General features: G+C 68.0%; 21 protein-coding genes and 1 tRNA gene. 10 read left to right on the plus strand and 12 right to left on the minus strand.

Annotated elements, in window-relative coordinates; translation table 11 throughout:
• Position 1: 1 nt before the first annotated feature.
• From U3A55_RS08205 to U3A55_RS08220, 4 genes are read right to left on the minus strand one after another with little or no spacing between them, the layout of a single operon-like run.
• Positions 2-256, minus strand: coding sequence for a 50S ribosomal protein L23 (locus U3A55_RS08205; protein WP_330991002.1), 255 nt, complete (start codon positions 254-256; stop codon positions 2-4).
• Positions 253-1,008 carry a 50S ribosomal protein L4 gene (gene rpl4p / locus U3A55_RS08210; protein WP_330991003.1) on the minus strand — a complete coding sequence of 252 codons (756 nt, stop codon included), beginning with the start codon at positions 1,006-1,008 and terminating at the stop codon, positions 253-255. Before rpl4p ends, U3A55_RS08205 begins: the two co-directional genes overlap by 4 nt.
• On the minus strand, positions 1,005-2,018 hold the full coding sequence (locus U3A55_RS08215) for a 50S ribosomal protein L3 (RefSeq protein WP_330991004.1): 1,014 nt from the start codon (positions 2,016-2,018) through the stop codon (positions 1,005-1,007). The genes rpl4p and U3A55_RS08215 overlap by 4 nt, the downstream gene beginning before the upstream one ends.
• Before the next feature lie 4 nt (positions 2,019-2,022).
• Complete coding sequence (locus U3A55_RS08220; RefSeq protein WP_330991048.1) at positions 2,023-2,874, minus strand: putative RNA uridine N3 methyltransferase; 852 nt, start codon at positions 2,872-2,874, stop codon at positions 2,023-2,025.
• Between the two features lie 213 nt (positions 2,875-3,087).
• Here U3A55_RS08220 and U3A55_RS08225 point away from each other — a divergent pair.
• The 4 genes from U3A55_RS08225 to U3A55_RS08240 all read left to right on the plus strand — a co-directional run bounded on the left by U3A55_RS08225 (position 3,088) and on the right by U3A55_RS08240 (position 5,385).
• Positions 3,088-3,158 (plus strand) — tRNA-Gly (locus U3A55_RS08225).
• A gap of 455 nt (positions 3,159-3,613) precedes the next feature.
• Positions 3,614-3,928 carry an MTH1187 family thiamine-binding protein gene (locus tag U3A55_RS08230; protein ID WP_330991005.1) on the plus strand — a complete coding sequence of 105 codons (315 nt, stop codon included), beginning with the start codon at positions 3,614-3,616 and terminating at the stop codon, positions 3,926-3,928.
• A gap of 36 nt (positions 3,929-3,964) precedes the next feature.
• A complete protein-coding gene (gene mch, locus U3A55_RS08235) occupies positions 3,965-4,891 on the plus strand; it encodes a methenyltetrahydromethanopterin cyclohydrolase (RefSeq protein ID WP_330991006.1) in 927 nt (308 codons plus the stop codon).
• A complete protein-coding gene (locus U3A55_RS08240) occupies positions 4,891-5,385 on the plus strand; it encodes a hypothetical protein (RefSeq protein WP_330991007.1) in 495 nt (164 codons plus the stop codon). The genes mch and U3A55_RS08240 overlap by 1 nt, the downstream gene beginning before the upstream one ends.
• On the opposite strand, the gene U3A55_RS08245 is transcribed toward U3A55_RS08240, so the two are convergent.
• Entirely contained in the window at positions 5,349-5,663 is a 315-nt protein-coding gene (locus U3A55_RS08245) for a hypothetical protein (RefSeq protein ID WP_330991008.1), read from the minus strand. The two genes, U3A55_RS08240 and U3A55_RS08245, sit on opposite strands and share 37 nt — an antisense overlap.
• Positions 5,663-7,258 (minus strand): GTPBP1 family GTP-binding protein, encoded by a 1,596-nt coding sequence (locus U3A55_RS08250; RefSeq protein ID WP_330991010.1) that lies wholly within the window; start codon positions 7,256-7,258, stop codon positions 5,663-5,665. The genes U3A55_RS08245 and U3A55_RS08250 overlap by 1 nt, the downstream gene beginning before the upstream one ends.
• A gap of 139 nt (positions 7,259-7,397) precedes the next feature.
• On the opposite strand from U3A55_RS08250, the gene U3A55_RS08255 reads away from it, so the two are divergent.
• Positions 7,398-7,619 (plus strand): hypothetical protein, encoded by a 222-nt coding sequence (locus U3A55_RS08255; protein WP_330991011.1) that lies wholly within the window; start codon positions 7,398-7,400, stop codon positions 7,617-7,619.
• Here the strand turns inward: U3A55_RS08255 and pyrF are convergent.
• A complete protein-coding gene (pyrF, locus tag U3A55_RS08260) occupies positions 7,616-8,416 on the minus strand; it encodes an orotidine-5'-phosphate decarboxylase (protein WP_330991012.1) in 801 nt (266 codons plus the stop codon). The genes U3A55_RS08255 and pyrF overlap by 4 nt on opposite strands.
• Before the next feature lie 120 nt (positions 8,417-8,536).
• Here pyrF and U3A55_RS08265 point away from each other — a divergent pair, with 120 nt between their 5' ends.
• Positions 8,537-9,709, plus strand: a complete 1,173-nt coding sequence (locus U3A55_RS08265) for a KaiC domain-containing protein (protein WP_330991013.1) — start codon at positions 8,537-8,539, stop codon at positions 9,707-9,709.
• A gap of 258 nt (positions 9,710-9,967) precedes the next feature.
• Here U3A55_RS08265 and U3A55_RS08270 read toward each other — a convergent pair whose 3' ends face one another.
• Both U3A55_RS08270 and U3A55_RS08275 read right to left on the minus strand, forming a co-directional pair.
• A complete protein-coding gene (locus U3A55_RS08270; protein ID WP_330991014.1) occupies positions 9,968-10,393 on the minus strand; it encodes a universal stress protein in 426 nt (141 codons plus the stop codon).
• Positions 10,394-10,437: 44 nt separating this feature from the next.
• Positions 10,438-12,267, minus strand: a complete 1,830-nt coding sequence (locus U3A55_RS08275; protein WP_330991015.1) for an ATP-binding protein — start codon at positions 12,265-12,267, stop codon at positions 10,438-10,440.
• Positions 12,268-12,344: 77 nt separating this feature from the next.
• On the opposite strand from U3A55_RS08275, the gene U3A55_RS08280 reads away from it, so the two are divergent.
• Positions 12,345-12,680: a DUF7113 family protein gene (locus U3A55_RS08280; RefSeq protein WP_330991016.1), complete on the plus strand. Its 336-nt coding sequence runs from the start codon at positions 12,345-12,347 to the stop codon at positions 12,678-12,680.
• Here U3A55_RS08280 and U3A55_RS08285 read toward each other — a convergent pair.
• Positions 12,677-13,912 carry a DNA double-strand break repair nuclease NurA gene (locus U3A55_RS08285; protein ID WP_330991017.1) on the minus strand — a complete coding sequence of 412 codons (1,236 nt, stop codon included), beginning with the start codon at positions 13,910-13,912 and terminating at the stop codon, positions 12,677-12,679. The two genes, U3A55_RS08280 and U3A55_RS08285, sit on opposite strands and share 4 nt — an antisense overlap.
• Positions 13,913-14,001: 89 nt before the next feature.
• Between U3A55_RS08285 and gpmI the strand changes: the two genes are divergently transcribed.
• Genes gpmI through U3A55_RS08300 form a run of 3 tightly spaced genes read left to right on the plus strand, consistent with a single transcriptional unit; the run spans position 14,002 to position 18,013 of the window.
• Positions 14,002-15,507, plus strand: a complete 1,506-nt coding sequence (gpmI, locus tag U3A55_RS08290) for a 2,3-bisphosphoglycerate-independent phosphoglycerate mutase (protein ID WP_330991018.1) — start codon at positions 14,002-14,004, stop codon at positions 15,505-15,507.
• A 41-nt stretch (positions 15,508-15,548) separates the two neighbouring features.
• On the plus strand, positions 15,549-17,684 hold the full coding sequence (locus U3A55_RS08295) for an outer membrane protein assembly factor BamB family protein (protein ID WP_330991019.1): 2,136 nt from the start codon (positions 15,549-15,551) through the stop codon (positions 17,682-17,684).
• A gap of 53 nt (positions 17,685-17,737) precedes the next feature.
• Complete coding sequence (locus tag U3A55_RS08300; protein ID WP_330991020.1) at positions 17,738-18,013, plus strand: hypothetical protein; 276 nt, start codon at positions 17,738-17,740, stop codon at positions 18,011-18,013.
• Here the strand turns inward: U3A55_RS08300 and U3A55_RS08305 are convergent.
• Both U3A55_RS08305 and U3A55_RS08310 read right to left on the minus strand, forming a co-directional pair.
• Entirely contained in the window at positions 18,010-19,101 is a 1,092-nt protein-coding gene (locus U3A55_RS08305) for an ATP-binding protein (RefSeq protein WP_330991022.1), read from the minus strand. The genes U3A55_RS08300 and U3A55_RS08305 overlap by 4 nt on opposite strands.
• Positions 19,102-19,746: a hypothetical protein gene (locus U3A55_RS08310; RefSeq protein WP_330991023.1), complete on the minus strand. Its 645-nt coding sequence runs from the start codon at positions 19,744-19,746 to the stop codon at positions 19,102-19,104.
• Between the last annotated feature and the right edge of the window lie 79 nt (positions 19,747-19,825).

Consider the following 19,825-nt stretch of genomic DNA (forward strand, 5'->3'; position numbering starts at 1 on the left):
CTTAGAACACCCCGATGCGGGAGGCGACGTCCTGCGCGTCGTCCTCCTCGGAGAGCCGGACGATGGCTTTCTTCGTGCCGTCCATCGTCACCTGCGTGTTGACGGACTCCACAGTGACGTCGTACTGCTCCTCGACTTCGTCGCGGACCTCGGGCTTCGAGGCGTCGATGTCCACGACGAACTGGAGCTTGTTGTGGAAGTCCATGTCGTTCATCGCCTTCTCCGTGACGAGGGGGTAGTCGATGAGTCCGCTCATCGGTCGGCCACCTCCTCGACCGCGCTCTCGGTCCAGACGGTCAGCCGTCCGGGTTCCGTGCCGGGCGCGAGGTCTTCCGCGTTCACCTCGCGTGCGGTCGCGACGTCGACGCCGGCGAGATTGCGCGCCGCCTTCGACGGCCCGGTCTCGCTGGACGTGACGAACAGGACGGACGTGGGTTCGCGGTACTTGCGGCCGCGGAGTTTCCCCTGGCCGGCCCGCACCGTCTTCCCGTCGTCCGCGCGTTCGACGTCAGCGTAGGCGCCGACGGATTCGAGGAAACTCACGACCTCCTTGGTCTTCACGAGGTCCTCGAAGTCGTCGCTGACGACGAGCGGGAGGTCGAGGTCGTCGTCGAACGCGTGGCCGCGCTCGGCGACGGTGTCGGCGTCCGTGGTCGCCGCGATGGCGCTCCGGACGGCCGCCTTCCGCTCCTTGTCGTTCACCGCGAGCGAGTGGTCTTTCTCCGCCTTCGGCGGGTGTGCGCGTCGCCCACCGACGGCGAACGGAACGCGGGCGGCGCGTCCGTTCGTCTGGGGGACGTGCGCCATCCCGCGACCGCTCCCGGGCGACTCCGCGGACGTTCGCAGTCCCGCGAACTCGTCCGCTCCATACGACTGCTTTCGGTTGGCTTGGGCGGCGAGCACCGCACGCTTGATGAGGTCCGGCCGGTACGGCGTCTCGAAGACCTCCGGAAGGTCGAGCGTGCCGGCGTCCTCGCCGTCCAGGCCGCGTACTGTTGCCTGTGTCATCCTTGGTTCGAGCTATTGGAAACGTACCGAACCTCGGGATCGAGGCGCGGTGATTCGTTCGGCCGGACGGCCGGACGGAAGCGCAGCACGCGCTTGTCCGGGCCCGGGAGCGATCCTTTCACGAGGGCGTACGGTCCGCTGACTTCGCCGTAGTTGACGAACCCGCCGTCGGCGTTGATGTCGTCCGCCGCGGCGTCGTCGCCGAAGTCGAGCAGGCGCTTGTTCAGTTCGGTGCGCTGGTGGTAGCCAGTCTGGCCCTGCTGGGGGACCGTCGAGCGAACGCGGCTCGGGTTCCACGGGCCCAGGTTACCGATGCGACGCCGCCATCCCTGGCGGGCGTGCTTGCCCTTGCGCTTCTGGACGCCCCAGCGCTTGACGGGGCCCTGGGTGCCCTTGCCCTTCGTGACGCCCGCGGCGTCGAGGAACTCGCCGGCGCGGAACACGTCGCCGAGTTCGTGACTGCCGTCGTCGAGAAGGTCGAGTGCGAAGTCGGCGCGGTCCTGAACGGAGCCGCCGCCGACGCGCGTCTCCATCACGTCGGGGTCCTTCTTCGGGACGCTCGCGACCTCGGACGGAACGGTGTGCGTGATGACACGCACGTCCGCCACGTCGTTGGCTTCGAGCGCCTCAGTGAGTGCGTCTCGGTCGCCGGGTTCGTCCGGCGTCGAGAGCACGCGGTCGAGGTCCTCGTGGAGGTCGGCCGCCCACACTTCCGTGAGCGGCTTCTGGCCGTACGGCGTGTCCTCGTAGAGGCGCACCGCGGCCGCGTGCATCGGGGGTGTTTCAACGAGCGTGACGGGGACGGACTGCTCCATACCCTCCGTGGGAGAGTTGGCTTTGTCGTCAACCGTCACGACGTGAGTCATGCCTGCCTTGTATCCGGCGAAGCCCTGCAGGGCCGGCTGCCCGTCGTCGGTCGGCCAGCTGTTGAAGCGCGGCACTTCACTTGCTGCCCGCTTACGGGGGCCGTAGCCCATCGAGCCTTTTCGTGGTCGACTTGGTTGTGGCATCGTATCACTCCGTGAGCGTGAGACAGCTGAGAGCGGCGAACAGAGCTTCTTCCGTTCGCACTACCTCGCTGCCCTGACGCGGGATGACGTTGAGCCAGGTGTCGAACCCACCGGGGGCGTGGGTGGCTGAGTCGGCGGACGCCTCCTCGACCGCTGATTCGGACACGCCGAGCATCGGGGGGAGTCCCCGAGCGGGAGCGCCGAACGCGACGGTCAGTCCGTCCTGGTGGACGCGGCGCGTGACGTCCGGCAGTGACGACGCCGAGATAGGCGTGCCGTGCCGTGATGTCGCCACGCGGTAGCCCGCGTCGGGACGGTCGAGTTCGTCGCCGAGGTTCGAGCGAACCACTTGAAACCCTGGAGGGGTTTCGTCGAGGAGTTTCGCTCGGACCGGTCGTCGCGAAGAGACCCTGATGGTCACGCGCTCCCCCTCCACGACCTCCATACCGGGAGGCGTGTGGAGGGAGATCGGGTGTTGCATGCCGCAATTGACCCGGACGCGCCCTTCAGGTCCGACCTGGGTCACGATTCCCTGTCGTTTCGACCCCGAACCGCTCGATTCGGAGCCGGTCCATGCCGACACGAGGAGCGGCGGCAGGATGCCAGCGTACTCCAGTTCGCTCCGCGTCCCGAACGCCTCCTTTCGGAGGTATGGCGGGGTCGCGGCGTACCGGAGAACGGTTTCGACGAACCCGCCGCCCCACTTCTCTTCCCCCTCGGGGTCGTCGAAGACCACGAGGCGGTCAGCCCGGAAGACCGCGGCCGCGCGGGCCACGTAGCCGAGTTTGCGAGTTGCCTCGCGTTTGTCCTCGGCTTCCCGGACGAGGGACGACGGCACGAGTACGCTGACTGTCATGCCGTATCGCTTCTTCGTCTCGACACGAGACTGTACCACGACTACCGACGGGACCCTTAAAAGTATGGCGTTCTCCCCGACGGACTGAGACGGCTTCACACGGCCCCGTACGCCCGTTTCATGTGCTAGCGGGCGTCGGGGTCGACGCCCGCGCCGTGTTCGCTTCGCAAGTCTTATTTGTAGCGCCCCCCTCGATTCGAATGCGAAGAACGCGCGCTGGTAGTGTAGTGGTATCACGTGACCTTGCCATGGTCACAACCTGGGTTCAAATCCCAGCCAGCGCATTTCTACTGCGAACGAAGTGAGCAGTGAAATCGCTCACGGGGATTCTGAACTAAGGAACGAAGCGAGCGAACGCGAGCGGAGTGACTGAAGTTCAAATCCCAGCCAGCGCACTTCTCTCAGACGCATACCGTCGAGCGAGCCGTCTCTCGCTCGGCGTGTGATAGTAGGTGTGAATGTGATAGCGGGATTTGAGCCAGTCAGGCGAGCGCAGTGAGTCTGACGCTGTTCAACTCCCAGCCAGCGCACTTCTGCTGGCTGAGCAGGCCGAGTGTCTCGGGCCTTGACCGCGAGGCGGTTCACTGCAATCAATTGCTCTGAGAGGGGCGCGTATTATTCGAGTTGTGTAGTAGTATGTGTGGGGCTAGCAGAACGGTGCGCGCTCGTACCGCCGAAGTGTTCGGACGGGGAGCGTCTGCGGCCAGACGCTAAGTAGCGCGCCGCCGAACGCTCGAGTATGACAGTCATCGCGCTGTTGAGCGTTGCGCCGGTTCGGGAGGGAAGCATGGGCGAGGACGTGGCGAAGGCGGTCGCGGCGCTCGACGAGTACGACGTGTCGTACGAGACGAACCCGATGGGGACCGTTATCGAGGCGGATGACATCGACGCGCTGCTGGACGCGGTTGGGGCGGCGCACAAGGCGGTTCCGGGCGACCGCGTGAGCACGTTCCTGAAGATAGACGACAAGCGGGGTCGCGACCAGCGCGCACGCGAGAAAGTCGACTCGGTCGAGGACGCGCTCGGCCGGCCGGCGCGCCGGGAGCGGGACTGAGAAACCCTTTACGCGAGACGGGCGAACGCGCTGGGTATGGAGAGCGTCAATCGGATGGCCATCGAGCTAGCGGACGAAGCCCTGGATTTCGCGGACGAACTGGACATCGGGGCGTTCGACCTGGAGAACGGCGCGACCGTCCTCGACTTCGGCGTGGACTTCGAGGGCGGGATGGAGGCCGGACTGTTGCTCGCGGAACTCCAGACCGCGGGGCTGGCGACGGTGCAGACGCGGATGGACGAGGTCGCGGGCGCGGCGTTCCCGCACGTCGAACTCACGTGCGATCGGCCCGGGCTGGGGCTGCTGTGCTCGCAGAAGGCGGGCTGGCAGCTCTCCCTCGACGGCTTCGAGGGGCTGGGGTCGGGGCCGGCGCGCGCGCTGGTCGCGGACGAGGCTGAGTTCCGCGCGCTCGGGTACACTGACGCGTTCGACCTCACAGTATTGAGTATCGAGTCCGACAGCCTCCCGACGGAGGCTGTCGCGGAGCGAATCGCGGAGGAGGCGGGCGTGAACACGGACGGCGTCTACCTGCCGACGTACGCGACCGCGAGCATCGCGGGGAGCGTCTCCGCGGCCGCACGCCCGGCCGAGATGGCGCTGTTCCGATTGTTCGAGGCGGGCTACGACCCGCAGAAGGTGCTCTCCGCGACGGGGAGCGCGCCGGTCGCGCCGGTCGCGGGCGGCGAGGAGGAAGCCATCGCGCGCACGACCGACAGCGTCGTGCACGGCGGCCAGGCTCACTTCACGGTGCGCGAGGACAGCGACGCGTTCGACGCGCTGCCGTCGACGGCGAGCGAGTACGACGCGCCCTCCCGGGCCGTGTTCGCGGACGCGGACTGGGAGATGAGCGAAGTCGCCGAGGGCTACTTCGCGCCCGCGCAGGTGACGATAAACGTCGTCGGCGGCCCGACGTACGCGCTCGGCGACACCCGCGAGGATCTGCTGGCGGAGAGTTTCCTGTAGTGCGACACAAGCCCGTTCCGCCCGCGCCCGACTCCCTCAACGACCTGTGGGCGGTTCACGCGACGGTGCCGGCCGACCCGCGGACGGAAAGCGACTGTTGCGAGCGCGTCGTCGCCCAGACAGATGTTGAGGACCGCGGCGACGCCTCGGACTGGCTCGCCTTCCTGCGCGCGCTCTCGCTCGCGCGCGAGACCGACGAGGGGTTCGAGCGCGTCCACGACGCGCCGAATCGGGAGACGCTCGCGCGACGGTTCCGCGACGGCGTGTACGGCGCGCGCGAAGTCCTGAACGCGCTCGGGGAGAACGCACGGAACGCCGAGGACGTGTTCGCGGCGTTCGACGCGGTGCCGCGATGGGAGCGGGAGACGGCGGACTGGGAGGACGAGTGGGGCGAGCGCGTCCAACGGTTGCTGGACTGGGCGGTGCTGTTCGGGCTCGCGGAATCGACGGCCGGCGGCTATCGCGTGACCGCGACGAGCGACCCGGAGACGTAAGTCGCGCCCACGACCACCGGGATTCGCGCGGGCTGCGGGAGAACTCCGGCGAGGAGCGCAGCGAGAATACCGACGACGAGCGCGGTCGTCGCGGTTTCGAGGCGGTCCCGCGGCGACGGCTCGGTGAGTTCCGCGCCCGCCGCGAAAAACGGCAGGCCGAGCGCGAGTCCGGCCGCGAGCGCGAACGCCCCGGGCGCGATAACGGAGACGCCTGCAGCGGTGACGGCGGTGAGCGCGAGTCCGGCGACCAGCTCCGTGGCGTCGAACGTGAACTCCATCAGCGGACGCTGGTCACGGTGCCGACGCCCTTGCTCGACCCTTCGCGGAAGACGAACCGCTGTCCCTCCTCCACCAGGTAGGGGCGGAACTTGAAGCGGACGCGCGCGCTCCCGGAGTCGCCGGGGAGGAGTTGGCCGCCGTCCGGCTGGATTTGGACGGCCTCGCTGACGGTTTCGAGGTGGACGACTGGCTCGTAGCCGGCGTCGATGCGCGTCGGGTGGTTGAGAACCATCACGTCCGCCTCGAACTCGCGGACCGGCGCAGGGTCGGCGTCCCGCGGCAGCAACACCATCCCGCGCTCGATATCCGCCTCCTGAACGCCCTTCAGGGCGATGCCGACGATGCGGCCGGCTTCCGCCCTATCGACGCGGTGGTAGTGCATCTCGATGCTCCGCACCTCGACCTCGGTGAAGGAGCCGTCGGCGAGCGGGCCGAGCAGGAGTTCGTCGCCCGCCTCGACGGTCCCGGATTTCACCGTGCCCGAGGCGACCGCGCCGACGCCGGTGACGCTGTACGTGCGGTCGACGTACATCCGGAAGTCCTCGCCGCCGCCGTTGGTTTTCGGGAGGTGTTCGAACAGGCGGTCGAGCGTGTCGAGGCCGTCCATCGTCACCGCGCTCGTCCGCACGAGCGGCACGACAGTATCGCTGATTTCGTCGACGGCAGCGGCGACGCCGTAGCGGTCGACGAGCAACGGACTGCGGCCGGCGTCCCGAAGGAGTTTCTCAACCTCCCGTTCGACTTCGAGGAGGCGCTCGTCGCTCACGAGGTCGGTCTTCGTGACGGCGACGATTGTCGGGAGGTCGGTGGCGAGCAGGACGCCGAGGTGCTCGCGCGTCGTCTTCGTCGGGCCATCGTCCGCGGCGACGGTGAGGAGGCCGTAATCGATTTTCTGTCCGACCAGTCCCCGAATCGTGGTGCGGAGCCACGGCTCGTGACCGACGGTGTCGACGAAGGAGACGATGCGGTCGGCGGACTCCACGACGGCCGCGCGGGCCGACTTCCGACTCGGGTTGTCCACGCGAAGCGGGCCCTCGGCGTCGAACCCGTACACGGCGTAGGAGAGGTCGGCGGACAGCCCGCGCTCTACCTCGTGTGGCTGCACGTCGAGGAAACTCCGGGTGTCGCCGTCGCCGTCGTCGGGTCGTCCGGTGACGAGCGACCCGACGAGCGTGGACTTCCCGTGGTCGACGTGTCCGGCGGTGCCGACGATGATGTGGTCGTCGCCGCCGTCGAGCTGGCCGCCGTCGCGCACCGTAGCGACGCCGACGAGGCCGCCGTCGTCGGTGCCGCGCGTCACCACGTCGTCGATGTGGGCGTTCGCCTCCTCGGCGAGGAGGCTGAGCACGTCGAGCGACTCGGAGAAGGCGTCGGGTTCGATACCCGCGACGCCGCCGTCGTCCGTGACGCCGACGACGTAGAGGGCTTCGCCGTCCCCGGAGAGCACGCGGTGGCGGAGCTGCGCCACGAGGCTCTCCATCCGGCCGTCCGCGAGGTGGATGTCGCGCGCGAGGCGTTCCTTGAACTCGACGTTCCCGCCCTCCTCCTCGCCGTGCTCGATAGCGCGGTCGAGGAGGGGCTGGTCGAGACCCATGAGAACGGATTGGGGACACCCGCTTATAAACTTTCTTCGGAGGTAGAGCGCTCGTATCGGCCGTCTGTACGACCGATACAGTATGTCACACGAGGGGTTCGTCCCGGGGATTGAAGCCGGCGGTTCGCGTACATTCGGTATGAGCGTCACCGGCGTCTGTCAGGTCTGTGAGAGCGCGGACGCACGCCAGGCCTGCGACCAGTGCGGCCGCGTCGTCTGCAGGGAGCACTACGACCGCGAGACCGGGCTCTGCACGGAATGCGCGCGACAGTACGGTGACCGCGAGACGAACGGAACGGGGGGCCGCGGCGGGAACAGCGACCGGGGCGGGTCGCCGGACGACTGGGGCGAACCCCGCTAGCGGTACTGGTTCAGGCGGTCTTTGAGGCGTTTCGCGGCCTGCCCGGCCGCGGACGCCCACTCTTCGGAGTCCTCGCCGGCGAAGATGATGCCGCGCGTGGAGTTCACGAGCCCGACACCGTCGTCGTTCAGCCCGAACTCGACCGCCGCCTCGGCGTCCCCGCCCTGCGCGCCGACGCCGGGCACGAGGAAGGGAAGACCGGGGACAGTGTCGCGGACGCCCTCGAGTTCGTCCGTGCTGGTCGCGCCGACGACGAGGCCGACGTTGTCGTTCTCGTTCCACTCGCTCGCGCGACGCGCGACGTGCTCGTAGAGGTACTCGTCGAACCCCGCGAGTTCGAGGTTCTGGAAGTCCTTCCCGCCCGGATTGGACGTCCGGCAGAGCACGAACACGCCCGCGTCCTCGTGGGAAAGAAAGGGCTGGAGGCTGTCCCGGCCGAGGTAGGGGTTGACCGTGACGGCGTCCGCGTAGTCGAGGACCTCGGCGTACTGGCGAGCGGTGTTCCCGATGTCGCCGCGCTTCGCGTCGAGGATGACCGGAACACCCTTCCCGTGAGCGTACGCGACGGTTTCGCGGAGGCTCCGCCAGCCGTCGGCACCCTCGTAGAACGCCGCGTTCGGCTTGTAACACGCCGCGTGCTCGTGCGTCGCGTCGATGATTCGGCGGTTGAACGCCCAGCGCGGCAACTCCTTCTCCTGCACGTCGTCGGGGAGCCGGTCGAGGTCGGGGTCGAGGCCGACGCAGACGACGCTGTCCGTGGCGTCGATGCGGGCGGCGAGGTCGTCGAAGAAACCCATCACCCGCTACTCTCGCTGGGGTCGGGAAAAGCGTTCTTCCACGAGGGCAAAACTACTTTGCGTTCTGACCGCCTCATTCAAGTATGACGGCCGACGCGACCAGCCACGGGGGTGAGACGGGTGGCTGAGGACGAGGACTGGTTCGAGCGAGCGTTCGAGACGGACGAGTCCGAGGAAGACGCGGAATCCGAAGAAACGGCCGAGGACAAATCGGGGCCGGACGCATCGCCCGAGTCCGAAGCGTTCGAGGCCGCGTTCGGTGGCGACGGAGCGTCCGACGCGGCGCCGGACGAGAGCGAGACCGACGCCAGCGAGGACGAGACCGCGTCGAGTACGGAGACGAGTACCGCGGACTTCGAGGCCGCCTTCGGCAGCGGAACCGCCGCAGCGGAGGACGAGGACGAAAGCGGGTTCGAGGACGCATTCAGCGGTGGTGGCGACGAGAGCGCCGACTTCGAAGCCGCGTTCAGTGGCAGCGGCAGTGCCGAGAGTGGTGATTTCGAGACCGCGTTCGGCGGTGGCGAGGGCGGATTCGGGTTCGACCTCGACAACAGCGACGGGGAGGCTGACTTCGAAGAGGAAGCGTACGAATCCGACATCCCCCGCATCGAACTCGGCATTGAAGGACTGGACAACATGGTGCAGGGCGGCGTCCCCGAACGCAGCCTCATCGTCGCCATCGGGAGCGCCGGCACCGGAAAGACCACGTTCGGCCTCCAATTCCTCAACCACGCCCTCAAGAACGACGAACGCGCCGTCTTCATCACGCTCGAAGAAACCGAAGAACGCATCGTCGACAGCGCGAACGAGAAAGGCTGGAATTTCGCCGAACACATCGCGAACGACGACCTCGCCATCATCGACCTCGACCCAATCGAGATGGCGAACTCGCTCACCAGCATCCGGAACGAACTCCCCCGGCTCGTCGAGGACTTCGGCGCCACCCGACTCGTCCTCGACTCAGTCAGCCTCCTCGAAATGATGTACGACGACCAGGCCACCCGCCGCACCGAAATCTACGACTTCACCAAAGCCCTCAAGAACGCCGGCGTCACCACCATGCTCACCAGCGAAGCCGCCGAAAACAACCCGTACGCCTCCCGCCACGGCATCATCGAGTACCTCACCGACGCCGTCTTCCTCCTCCGATACATCCGCCCCGAGGACTTCCGCGAAACCCGACTCGCCGTCGAAATCCAGAAAATCCGGGACGCAAACCACTCCCGCGAAACCAAACCCTACGAAATCACCGGCCAGGGAATCAGCGTGTACCGGCAGGCGAACATCTTCTAACGTACCTTTTGCGCTCCGCGCGCCTCTGGCGCGCTCGGCAAACGCTACGACGAAAGCACCCCTCCCTCGCTTCGTTCGCTGCGCGAACGCCGCTCGCTCGCGGAGGCCGTGGACAGCTACTACGCAGGAAGGAGGTGAACGTTCATATACGAGGGCGAGACCAGTCGGGGGCGTGCTGTGAGAACGGCCACGGGGTTCGCGCGGTTGTGCGACCCAGACCTCGTGGACGCGGCGGGTCGCCTGCACGCAAAACGAGCGCTATCGGACGATAGTGACCGGGACCGGGGAGCGCCGAACGATGGATTCGGCGACGCTACCGAGGAGGATGCGGCTGACGCCGCTGCGGCCGTGGCTGCCCATGACGATGTGGTCGAAGTCGTTCTCCTCGGCGTAGTCCACGACGGTCCGGGAGGGTCGTCCGACTTCGGTGACGGTGTCGAGGCTGACGCCGTATTCGTCCGCGGTCTCCTGCGCTTGCTCGAAGAGCGTCTCCGCGTCCTCCTGCGCCTGCTCGTACCACTCCTCGCTGTAGCCGGGGACGGTCGCCTGCGCCGTGTAGCCGGCCTCGATGGGGTCGATAACGTGAATCAGCGTGATGTCGTCGCTCTGGAACTCCTCCAGCGCGTATTCGAGCGCGTCGGTGGACTGTTCGGAACTGTCGATGGGGACGAGTATCTTCGACATGTCCCGCGATTCGTCACGCTCCCCGAAAAAGATAGGGGCCGGGGTCAGTCGCGGCCGTGCCGAGTGAGGCACGTGGGGAGGCCGACGATTTCGACCGGTTCGGAGTTGTCGGGCGAGTAGACGACCATCTGGCCCGTCTCCATGTACGGGACTTTTCCTTCGAGATTGCTCGGGATGTTCACGCTCTTGATGGCGTCCTCGTCCCCGAGGTTGAGGACGACGGTCGTGTTCACCTGCTTGAACACGGGGTCCGCGATGTCCTGGGGGTCCTGCGTGATGAGGAACAGGCCGAGGCGTTCCTTCCGTCCCTGCTTCGCGGCTTCAGTGAACTTCCCGATGACGTTCTTGGCTTGCACGCTGTCCGCGTCCGCGAGGAAGTTGTGTGCCTCGTCCATTCCGACGAGGAGCGGCGTTTCCTTGATGCGGTCGAAGTCGGGGTCGTTCGAGAGTTTCTGGTCGACGAGCAGGCTCGCGAGCGCCAGGACGACGGTTTCGGTCGCGCGGGTGTCGTTCACGTGGTAGGTCGGGACTACCGACAGGCCCCCCGGACGCACGAACTCGTGCACGAGGTCGGTGATGGGGGGTGCGTCCTGGTCGAAGACGCCGCTCGGCATCCCGAGCACGCGCCGCATCACCGCCTCGTAGGTGGCTTCGTGGACGCGTCCGGATTCGTCGAGTTCCTCCTTCAGCGCGGGGTCGTCGAGGAAGGACGTGAACTCCGCGTACGTCCCCTCGTTCCCGTACTGGCGGAAGAACCGCTTCAGGAGGAGTGTGAGCGCGCTGTACTGGTTGTCGTTCAGGTCGCTGGACGCGACGAGCCACGGCCGCGAGCGCACCATCGAGAACGGCACGGTGAACGCGCGCTGTTCTGCGTGGTGGTGGCTCGCCGCGTACGTGGCGTCCCCGACTTTCGGGACGAACGCGACGGTGTCGTCGTGCCCGCCGTGCGCGAGGCCGTCTGCCTCCCAGCGCCGCGCGTCCTCCCGGTCGGCGGCGGGATTGTCGTCGTGCATCTGCGCGTACTCGTCCTGCGGGTCGAACTGCACGACCGCCATCCGTCGTTCCGCGCCGTCCGCCATCTCGTACCGCCGTTCCTCGTGGAGGTACTGCCGGAGGACGTTCTTCGACGTGTGCGTCTTCCCGGACCCAGTTCCACCGGCGATCAACGTATGCCGGAACGCGAGCGGGTCTCCGTCGCGGTAGTCGTCCTTCACGCGGTAGTCGATGGTCGGCGGCCGGGCGGCCGTCCGCACTTTCTCCCCGCCGACGGAGAGGTGGCCGAGGAAGACGCCGTCCTCGGGAATCTTCAGCCCGGTCTTGATCTGCTCGGTCTCGGTCGCCTCCTCAACGACGGTCTCGGGTTTCGGGACGCGGTCGGGCATCCGGCGTTTCAGGTCGCCGTCGTCGGGGTAGAGGACGGCGAGCGGGTCGAGGTCCGCGAGGAACCGGTAGTCGTCCTCCTCGATGCCGTCCGAGCGCATCGCGCGCCGCGCGTGAATCTCGTTCGCGTCGTCGCCGTGGAACCGCTGGGCGTACTCCAGGCCCTTGATGCGGCAGAACAGCGACTCGGGGCCGGGGTAGTCCGCGAGCACGTACTTCCCGATGCGGATGTCCGAGCGGTTCTCCGCGGTGACGTACGCCCGCATGGTCGTCTCCCCCTCCTCCTCGCTGATGCGGAGGCCCTGGGAGACGGCGAGCACCCCGATACCGTCGCCGCCGCCGGCACTGTCGAGGTCGGGACGCGTGAACGCGTCCGCATCCTCGCCCCCATCCGCGTCCGTGTTCGCGTCCGCGTCGGCGGCGTCGTGGTGCGTCTCGGCTCGGCCGTCCGCGGTTCCGGACGGCGAGAAATCCCCGAGGTCCTGGTCGCTCATGTCTCGCCGGTGGGCGGCCACGGGCTAAAACCTTCCCTGCCACGCGGTTTTTATCGCTCGCAGCCCTCCGTTCGAGTATGTTACTCGTCGAAGGCTCCGCTGGTGGGACGACGTTGACCGGGACGCTCTACGAGCGCGGCGAGGACGCGCCGTCGTTCGAGGGCGCGCCGGACGAGGACGCCGCGTACGTCTGGGTGTGCGACGAGTTTTACGCCGTGGAGAGCGGCGGCGTCACCCAGAAAATCGGTGGCGAGGAGCTCCGGGTGGCGTTCGAGTCGCCGATGCCGCGCGGGTTCGACACCCGGGAGCGCGCGCTGGAGGCGGCGCGCGAGCACATCCGAACGCAGTTCGCGCGCGTCGGCGTCGACCCCGAAACCGTCGAGATTTCGACTGTCCGGGAGTACGAGGCTTAACCCCAGCGTTCGTCGTCGTACGTCGACCGCGATTCGGTGTCGAGCGCGTCTTCGAGCGCGCCGACGAGTTCGGTTTTCTCCGTGATGCCGATGCGCGCGAGTTCGTCCGCTTTCCCGACAGCCTCGGGCGGCCCGACCTCTCGCGCGACTTCGGCGAGCACGTGGTTCGTCACGCGCTTCCGGCACGCGTCGTCCGCGGCGAACGCCCGGGGGAGTTCGACCTTGAACAGCACGTCGGTTCGGGGGTCGTAGACGACGAAGAACGCGACCTCGTAGGCTTCGGGGTCGAGGTCGAGGTCGAGGCTGAGGCGGTCGCCGAGCGTGGAGAACTCGCGGTCGTAGCCGGTGCGGGAGACGAACCAGTTCGTGTACGTGAGGTCGTCCGTGTTCCTGTCGCGGCCGTCGCGGCGTTCGAGCAGCTTGGTGAAGAACGCCGCGTCGTCGGTCCAGGGCGCGTTCGTCTTCTCCGAGAGCGTGTTGACGATACCCCTGGATTGGACGTTCTTCACGAACCCGGCGAGCGGGACGCCACGGTCGACGAACCGCTCGACGAGGTCGACGTAGTTCCCGATGACGGACTGGACGAGCGGGTCTTCGAGGGGGAGGTCGGAGAGCGGGCGCGCCTGGTCGAGCCAGTTCGCGATGATTTTCGGGTAGAGCGGGCCGTCGAGCACGAGGAGGTCGCCGACGCGGTCGGCGTGTTCGAGGGCGTGCTCGGATTCGGCGAGGTAGAGGGAGAGACCGTGAACGACGGCGGTTTCGTCCCGGCTGACGCGCGGCGCTTCGAATATCTGGCCGCGCCAGTAGCCCTCGTCCTGTTTCTGCCAGTCGTCGGTCGCGCTGATAGTGACGCTGTCGTCGGTCGGGTGGACGGTGGTGATGACGGTGCGCGCGCGGTGGGTGTCGGTGTCGCTCGGGCAGACGCCCATTGCGGCCTGCGCGATGTCCAGGACGAGGCCGTTCTTGAACGTCCGCGGGTTCACAGTCCCCGAGTCGAGGCCGTGCACGGTTTCGAACTGGTCGGGCTGGTCGCCCGCGTCCGTGACGTCGACGGCGTACCGTCGGAGGTCGCCGAGCGGCGCGAGCACTTCCTCGTCGTCGCGGTAGAGCGGGTCGAAGTAGGCGTCCCACGCCGCGACGGCCTGGTCGCGGTGTTCGTCCTCGTCGATGTCGTGGCTGACGCGCCGGACGAGGTCGGTAATCCCGTCGAAGTGGACGGGGTCGAGGGTCATACTCGCGTTCCGTCCCTCGACGCCAAAAACCCCGCCGGTGCGAGCGCGATGGCGAAAGACACGTCCCCCCGTGGAGCGCACGCTTCGGTATGAAGGCGGCGCTCGTCATCCTGGACGGCTGGGGGCTCGGCGACCACGACCGGCTGAACGCCGTGAAGTCGGCGGACACGCCGAACTTCGACCGGCTCGCCGACGCGGGAGCGTACGGCACGCTGGAGACGCACGGCCGGAACGTCGGACTCCCCGGCGGCCAGATGGGGAACTCCGAGGTCGGCCACCTCACCATCGGCGCGGGCCGCGTCGTCCTCCAGGAGTACACCCGCATCAACGACGCCATCGAGTCCGGCGAACTCGGGGAGAACGACGCCATCGCGAGCGCGCTCGACCATGTCGCGGAGACGGGCGGCCGCGTGCACTTCATGGGCCTCGTCTCCGACGGCGGCGTGCACTCCGACCACGAACACCTGCACGCACTCATCGAGGCCGCGGCTTCTCGTGATGTTCCGGCGACGACGCACGCGTTCACGGACGGCCGGGACACGAAACCGAAGTCGGGCGAGTCAGTGCTCCGAACGCTGGAGGAGGTCGTCGATGAGTACAGGACGGGCGACGTGGCGAGCGTCTCCGGGCGGTACTACGCGATGGACCGCGACCAGAACTGGGAGCGCACGAAATCGGCGTACGACGCCATCGTCGAGCGAGAGGGAATGCACCGCGCGGAGTCGGCGGTCGCGGCGGTTCAGGAGTCCTACGAGCGCGGCGACACCGACGAGTTCGTCGAACCCACCATCGTTCGGGGCGGGGACGCGCTGAGCGAGCGGGACGCGGTGGTGTTCTTCAACTTCCGCGCGGACCGCGCGCGCCAGCTCGTCCGAATGCTCGGCTCCGTGAACCCGGAGTGGGCGTTCGAGACGAGTCCGCCCGAGGTGCCGATTGTGACGATGACCGAGTACGACGAGACGTTCGACTTCCCGGTGGCGTTCGACGCGCCCGAGCCGCACGACACGCTCGGAGAGGTCGTCGCCGGGCAGGGGCTGACCCAGCACCGGGTCGCGGAGTCGGAGAAGTACCCGCACGTGACGTACTTCCTGAACGGCGGCCGGGAGGTCGAGTTCGAGGGCGAAAGCAGGGAAATCGTCCCGAGTCCGGACGTCCCGACCTACGACCACCAGCCGGAGATGAGCGCCGCGGGCGTGACGGACGCCGCGCTCGACCGGCTGGACGCGGACGTGCTCGTGCTGAACTACGCGAACGCGGACATGGTCGGCCACACGGGCGACTTCGACGCCGCGGTCTCGGCGGTCGAGACCGTCGACGCGGAACTCGACCGGCTCACGGCCGAACTCGAAGCCGCGGGCGCGGACGTGCTGGTGACCGCCGACCACGGGAACGCCGACGACATGGGAACCCCGGACGACCCGCACACCGCGCACACGTTCAACCCCGTGCCCTTCGTCTACCTCTCCCCGGACGGCGACGACGGCGGCCACACCGTTCAGGAGGGCGGTGCGCTCCGGGACGTGGCGCCGACCCTGCTCTCGCTGCTCGACGTTGAGCTCCCGCCGGAGATGACGGGCGAACCCCTCCTCTCCTGACCGGGGAAAAGTATAACTCGGACTGTCGGCGTTCTGCGTGTGTGCTATTTACACTCAAGATACTTCGGTGGATACTCGGCCTATTCATCCGAATCATCACGTTCCCGTTCCGACTCGCCCGCCGTCTTCTCAGCAGTAACGCACGCAGCCGCGCGGCAGGCGCGTCAAGCGGATTCGGTGGCGGGTCGGTCGCGTCGACCATCACGGACCAACTGTCGAACAACCCGAACGTCGTCGCGCGCGGCAGCAACGCGCTCCTCACCGTCGCCGCGTTCCACGCCCTCGTCGCGGTCACCGGGGCGCTCTCCCTGGAGACGTTCTTCTTCCTCCGCGACCTCCTACCGACGACGCCGCTCGTGTTCGTCGTCGAATCCGCTCAGAGAGGACTGCTCTATCAGGACGCGCTCGCTTCGCTCCAGGGTGGTGTTCCGCCCGAACTCGTCGGCTACGCCGCCTACTTCGGCGCGTTCTTCTACGGCGTCACCGGGTACGGTCTGCGCCGGGGGAACTGGTACGCCGGTGTCGCGGGTACCGCCGTCGCGTTCGTCGGAACACTCACGCCGTTCCTCACGACGGGCGCGTCCCTGGTATCGGGCGTCCTCGGTCTCATCGCGTTCGTCAGCGCGGCGCGAGCCACGTACGCTGTCCGCGCGCTCGACGCGGGCACGCTCGCTCTCTCCAGTCCCGCGGCGTGGTCGCCGACGCGGCGGTTCACCGCGGTGTTCGCGGCGTTCACCGCCGGCGTGGCGGCCGAACCGTTCTTCATCGCGTTCACCGTCAACGTGCCCGCTGACCTCTGGTTCGTCCCCGCGACGCCGATCCCGTGGGTGCTCGTCGATCTGCTCGGCGTCCAACTCTCGAACATTCTCGCCATCTACCTCGAACTGAGCGTGTTCGCCGCGGTCACCTACGGCCTCGCCCGGCGCTCGCAGGGCGCGTGGGTCGCCGCCGTCGGTCTCGGCGTGTTCGGCGTTCTCAGACCGTTGCTCGACCTCGGGTTCGCGGCCACATCGTGGGTGGCGATACTCGCCTCGCTCCTCGCGCTCGGCCTCGCGTACCAAGCGGGACCGTTCAACGGCCGGGACCGCGGTGCCCCAGACAGCGCACCTGCTCAGACGGCAGAGCGAGCGAGCGAGGGCGTCGACGAGAACACCGGACCGGACTCAGCGGACCGGTCGGTGAGCGGGTCGTCGGACCCGGACGTGTCGGCAGCGTCCACGACGGCCGAGGCGGCCACATCGGACGCCCCCACGACGGCTGACTCGACCGAATCAGCGCAGGCAGAACCGGCCGTATCCGAGTCTGTCTCGGCGGACGCGGCGACCGCCGAGACAGACGCGGCGGACCCGACGAACGGCGGTACGGACGACGCGGACGTGCGCGACGACGACGACGAGCCAGCGCCGACGGTCGCCGCGGACGCCGTCGGACCGGCCGCGAGCGCGGTGGCGGCCGCGAACGACCGCGTAGTCTGCCTCACGGACGACGCGGCGGTCGCAGTGGACGACGACGGGGAACAGTGGCGGACACCCGGCTCGTACGTCGGCGTCGCGTGTCGCGGCGACCGAACGTATCTCGCGAGCGCGGACGGCGAGGTCACCGCGCTCGACGCCGACGGCGGGGACGCGTGGGTGTTCCCCCACCAGTTCAGCAAGCCGACCGCGGCCGGCCCGGTCGTCGCGGACGGCGCGGTCGTCGCGGCGAGCGAGGACGGTCGGGTCGCCGCGCTCGCGCCCGACCGAGGGGATGTCGCGTGGAACGCGTACCTCGACGCCGCCCCGAGCGCGCTCGCCCCGACCGGCCGCGGCGTGTACGCCGCCCGGACGGACGACATCACGGCGGTCGACGCCGACGGCGTCACGTCGGTGGGGCCGGTCGAGAACGCAATCGGTCTGGCGAGTGTCGGCGACACGGTCGTCGCGGCGACAACCGACCGCGTGACGGGTGTGCGCGACGGCGCGGAGGCCTGGACGACGGACGTGTCCGACCCGGTCGCGGTCGAGACGACTGGCGACGCGGCGGTCGTGGCGACCGCGGATGGTGACGTGACCGCGTTCGCCCCTGACGGAACGACAGCGTGGTCGTCCTCGGTCGACGCAACGGTGCGGGACCTCGCGGCCGACGAGGGCCGCGTCCTCGTCGCGACCGACAGCGGCGTCCACCCGCTCGAGCGGTAGTCCGCCAAGCGGGGCGGCGGGACGCTTTTGGTATCGGAAATCGACCCCCACGTATGCCGCACCGCTCCGGCGCGTCGCACGCCGCGGCCGCGCTCGCCACCGTCGTCGTCGGCGGTCTGCTCTCCGATCTCGTCGCAACGCTGGTCGGCGGCGCGGGACTCGTCGACGCTACAGTCGCAGCCGTTCAGTCCCCGCTCGGGCCGCTCGGATCGTCCGCGGCGGCCGTCACCATGCACGTCGCCGTCATCGTCGTGCTCGCGTTCGTCTGGGGGTACGCATACCACATCCGGACGTTCGGACGGGAGGACGACGACTGGCGGCGTCGCTAGGAGAGACTCGGGTCTACATCGTCAAGTGCCGCCCGAAGGTGCGCGTCCGTTATCTCCTCGACGCGCCCGCTCTCCCGAGCATCCGCGAGCGCGAACCGCGCCGCCGTCGCGGCGAGGAGTTCCATGTCGCTCGCAACGTACCCCTCGGTGTCCGCCGCGATCGCTGGGACGTCCGCGTCGTCAGCGACAGGACGGTCGCGAAGGTGGACGCGGAGAATCGCTTCGCGCGCCGCCGCGTCCGGCGGCGAGACCTCGATGCGTTCGTCGAAACGCCCCGAGCGCGTGATGGCATCGTCGACAGCGTCGAGGAGATTGGTCGCCGCGACGACGACCACGTCCTCGCCCTGTATCTCCGAGAGCTCCGTGAGTAACTGGTTCACCATCTGCCGCTCGCTCTGCGTCGCGCGCGCGCCGTCCGACCGCGCTCCCGCGACGGCGTCCACCTCGTCAATGAACACCAGACACGGCTGGTTCGCGCGCGCAGTCTCGAACACGGCCGCGACGTTATCCGCGGCTTCCCCGACCAGGGAACTCGTCACGTCCGCGGGCGTCACCTCCACGACGTTGTAGCCGAGTTCGCCGGCGAGCGCCCGCGTCACGTACGTCTTCCCGGTCCCGGGCGGACCGTAGAGCAGGACGCCGTTCACCACGCCGAGGTCGTAGGTCTCGTAGAGCTCGGGGTTCGAGAGCGGTTCGACGACGCGCTCGCGCAGCCGGTCCTTCAACGCAGCCATCCCGCCGACATCGTCGAACGCGAGCGAGGGCGGATCCGAGAGGAATCGGCCCGCATCCGCCGTGTCGGCGTCTCCATCAATCGGTTCCGACCCCGTCGACCGGTCAGTCGAACCGTCGGACCGGTCCGTAACCTGATCCGCCGCGGTCCGAAGGTTCTCCGCGAGCGACCGCCGCTCGGCAGCCATCTCCTCGCTCCCCTCCAGGTCCGCGATAGCGTCGAGCAGGCGCGCACACTCCTCGTACCGGCGGCGCGCCCGCTCTCCGTTCCCCGTCTCGCGGGCGCGGTCGGCCATCGAGCGGCGCTCCCGGTACCGCTTCACGAGCACTTCCTTTTGCGCGCCGTCCCCGAGCATCTACAGGTCGTCAAGCGCGTCGTTCGAATCGAGGTCGATCGACTCGGCGTCCACATCCATGTCGTCCTCGATGTCTATCTGTTCGCTCGACACATCGGCCGCCGCGAGCTGCTCCATTCGCGTCTCCTCTTCGTCCGTGTCCATCGCGATCTCCGCGTCCATGATGGGGACGTCGAGCGCGGACTGTATCTCCTGTAAGTCCTCGACTTCGACGCCGAACTCCGCCATCCGGTCGAGGATTTCGGACTGTATTTCGGCGGCGTCAGCGTCCTCGAGCGCGTCATCGACCGCAAGCGCCTCTTCGTCGCGCGAGGACGTTATCTCCCGCATTCCCTGAACGGAGAGCAGCGTCCCGAGTTTCACGCTCTTCGCCCGGTACTGCTTCTTCTTGATGGCGTACTTCTTCTTCTCGAACTTCGCCTTCTGGGCGTACTTCGTCCGCCGGAGGTCGCTGGCGTCCGCGCCCTGTTCGAGGAGGGTGCGGTAGGTGGTCGCGTGGTCGTCCATTTCGCCTTCGAGCTTTTCGAGGCGGTGTTCCAGCTTGATAACGTCCTTGCGGAGTTCGTCGTCGCCGTACACCGACTCGTCGAGTATCGTCGCCCCCGACCCGCCGAACGTCTCGGTGACCCAGCCTTGGAGATTCATGACGTATCAGCCGGTGTGGTACCCGGTGTCGTGTCTAGCTGGCCTGTCCCGTTCCTTAACTGTTTCTCCGGTGAGGGGT

It is taken from the genome of Salarchaeum sp. III (genome assembly GCF_036418315.1).
Taxonomy (GTDB): Archaea; Halobacteriota; Halobacteria; order Halobacteriales; family Halobacteriaceae; genus Salarchaeum.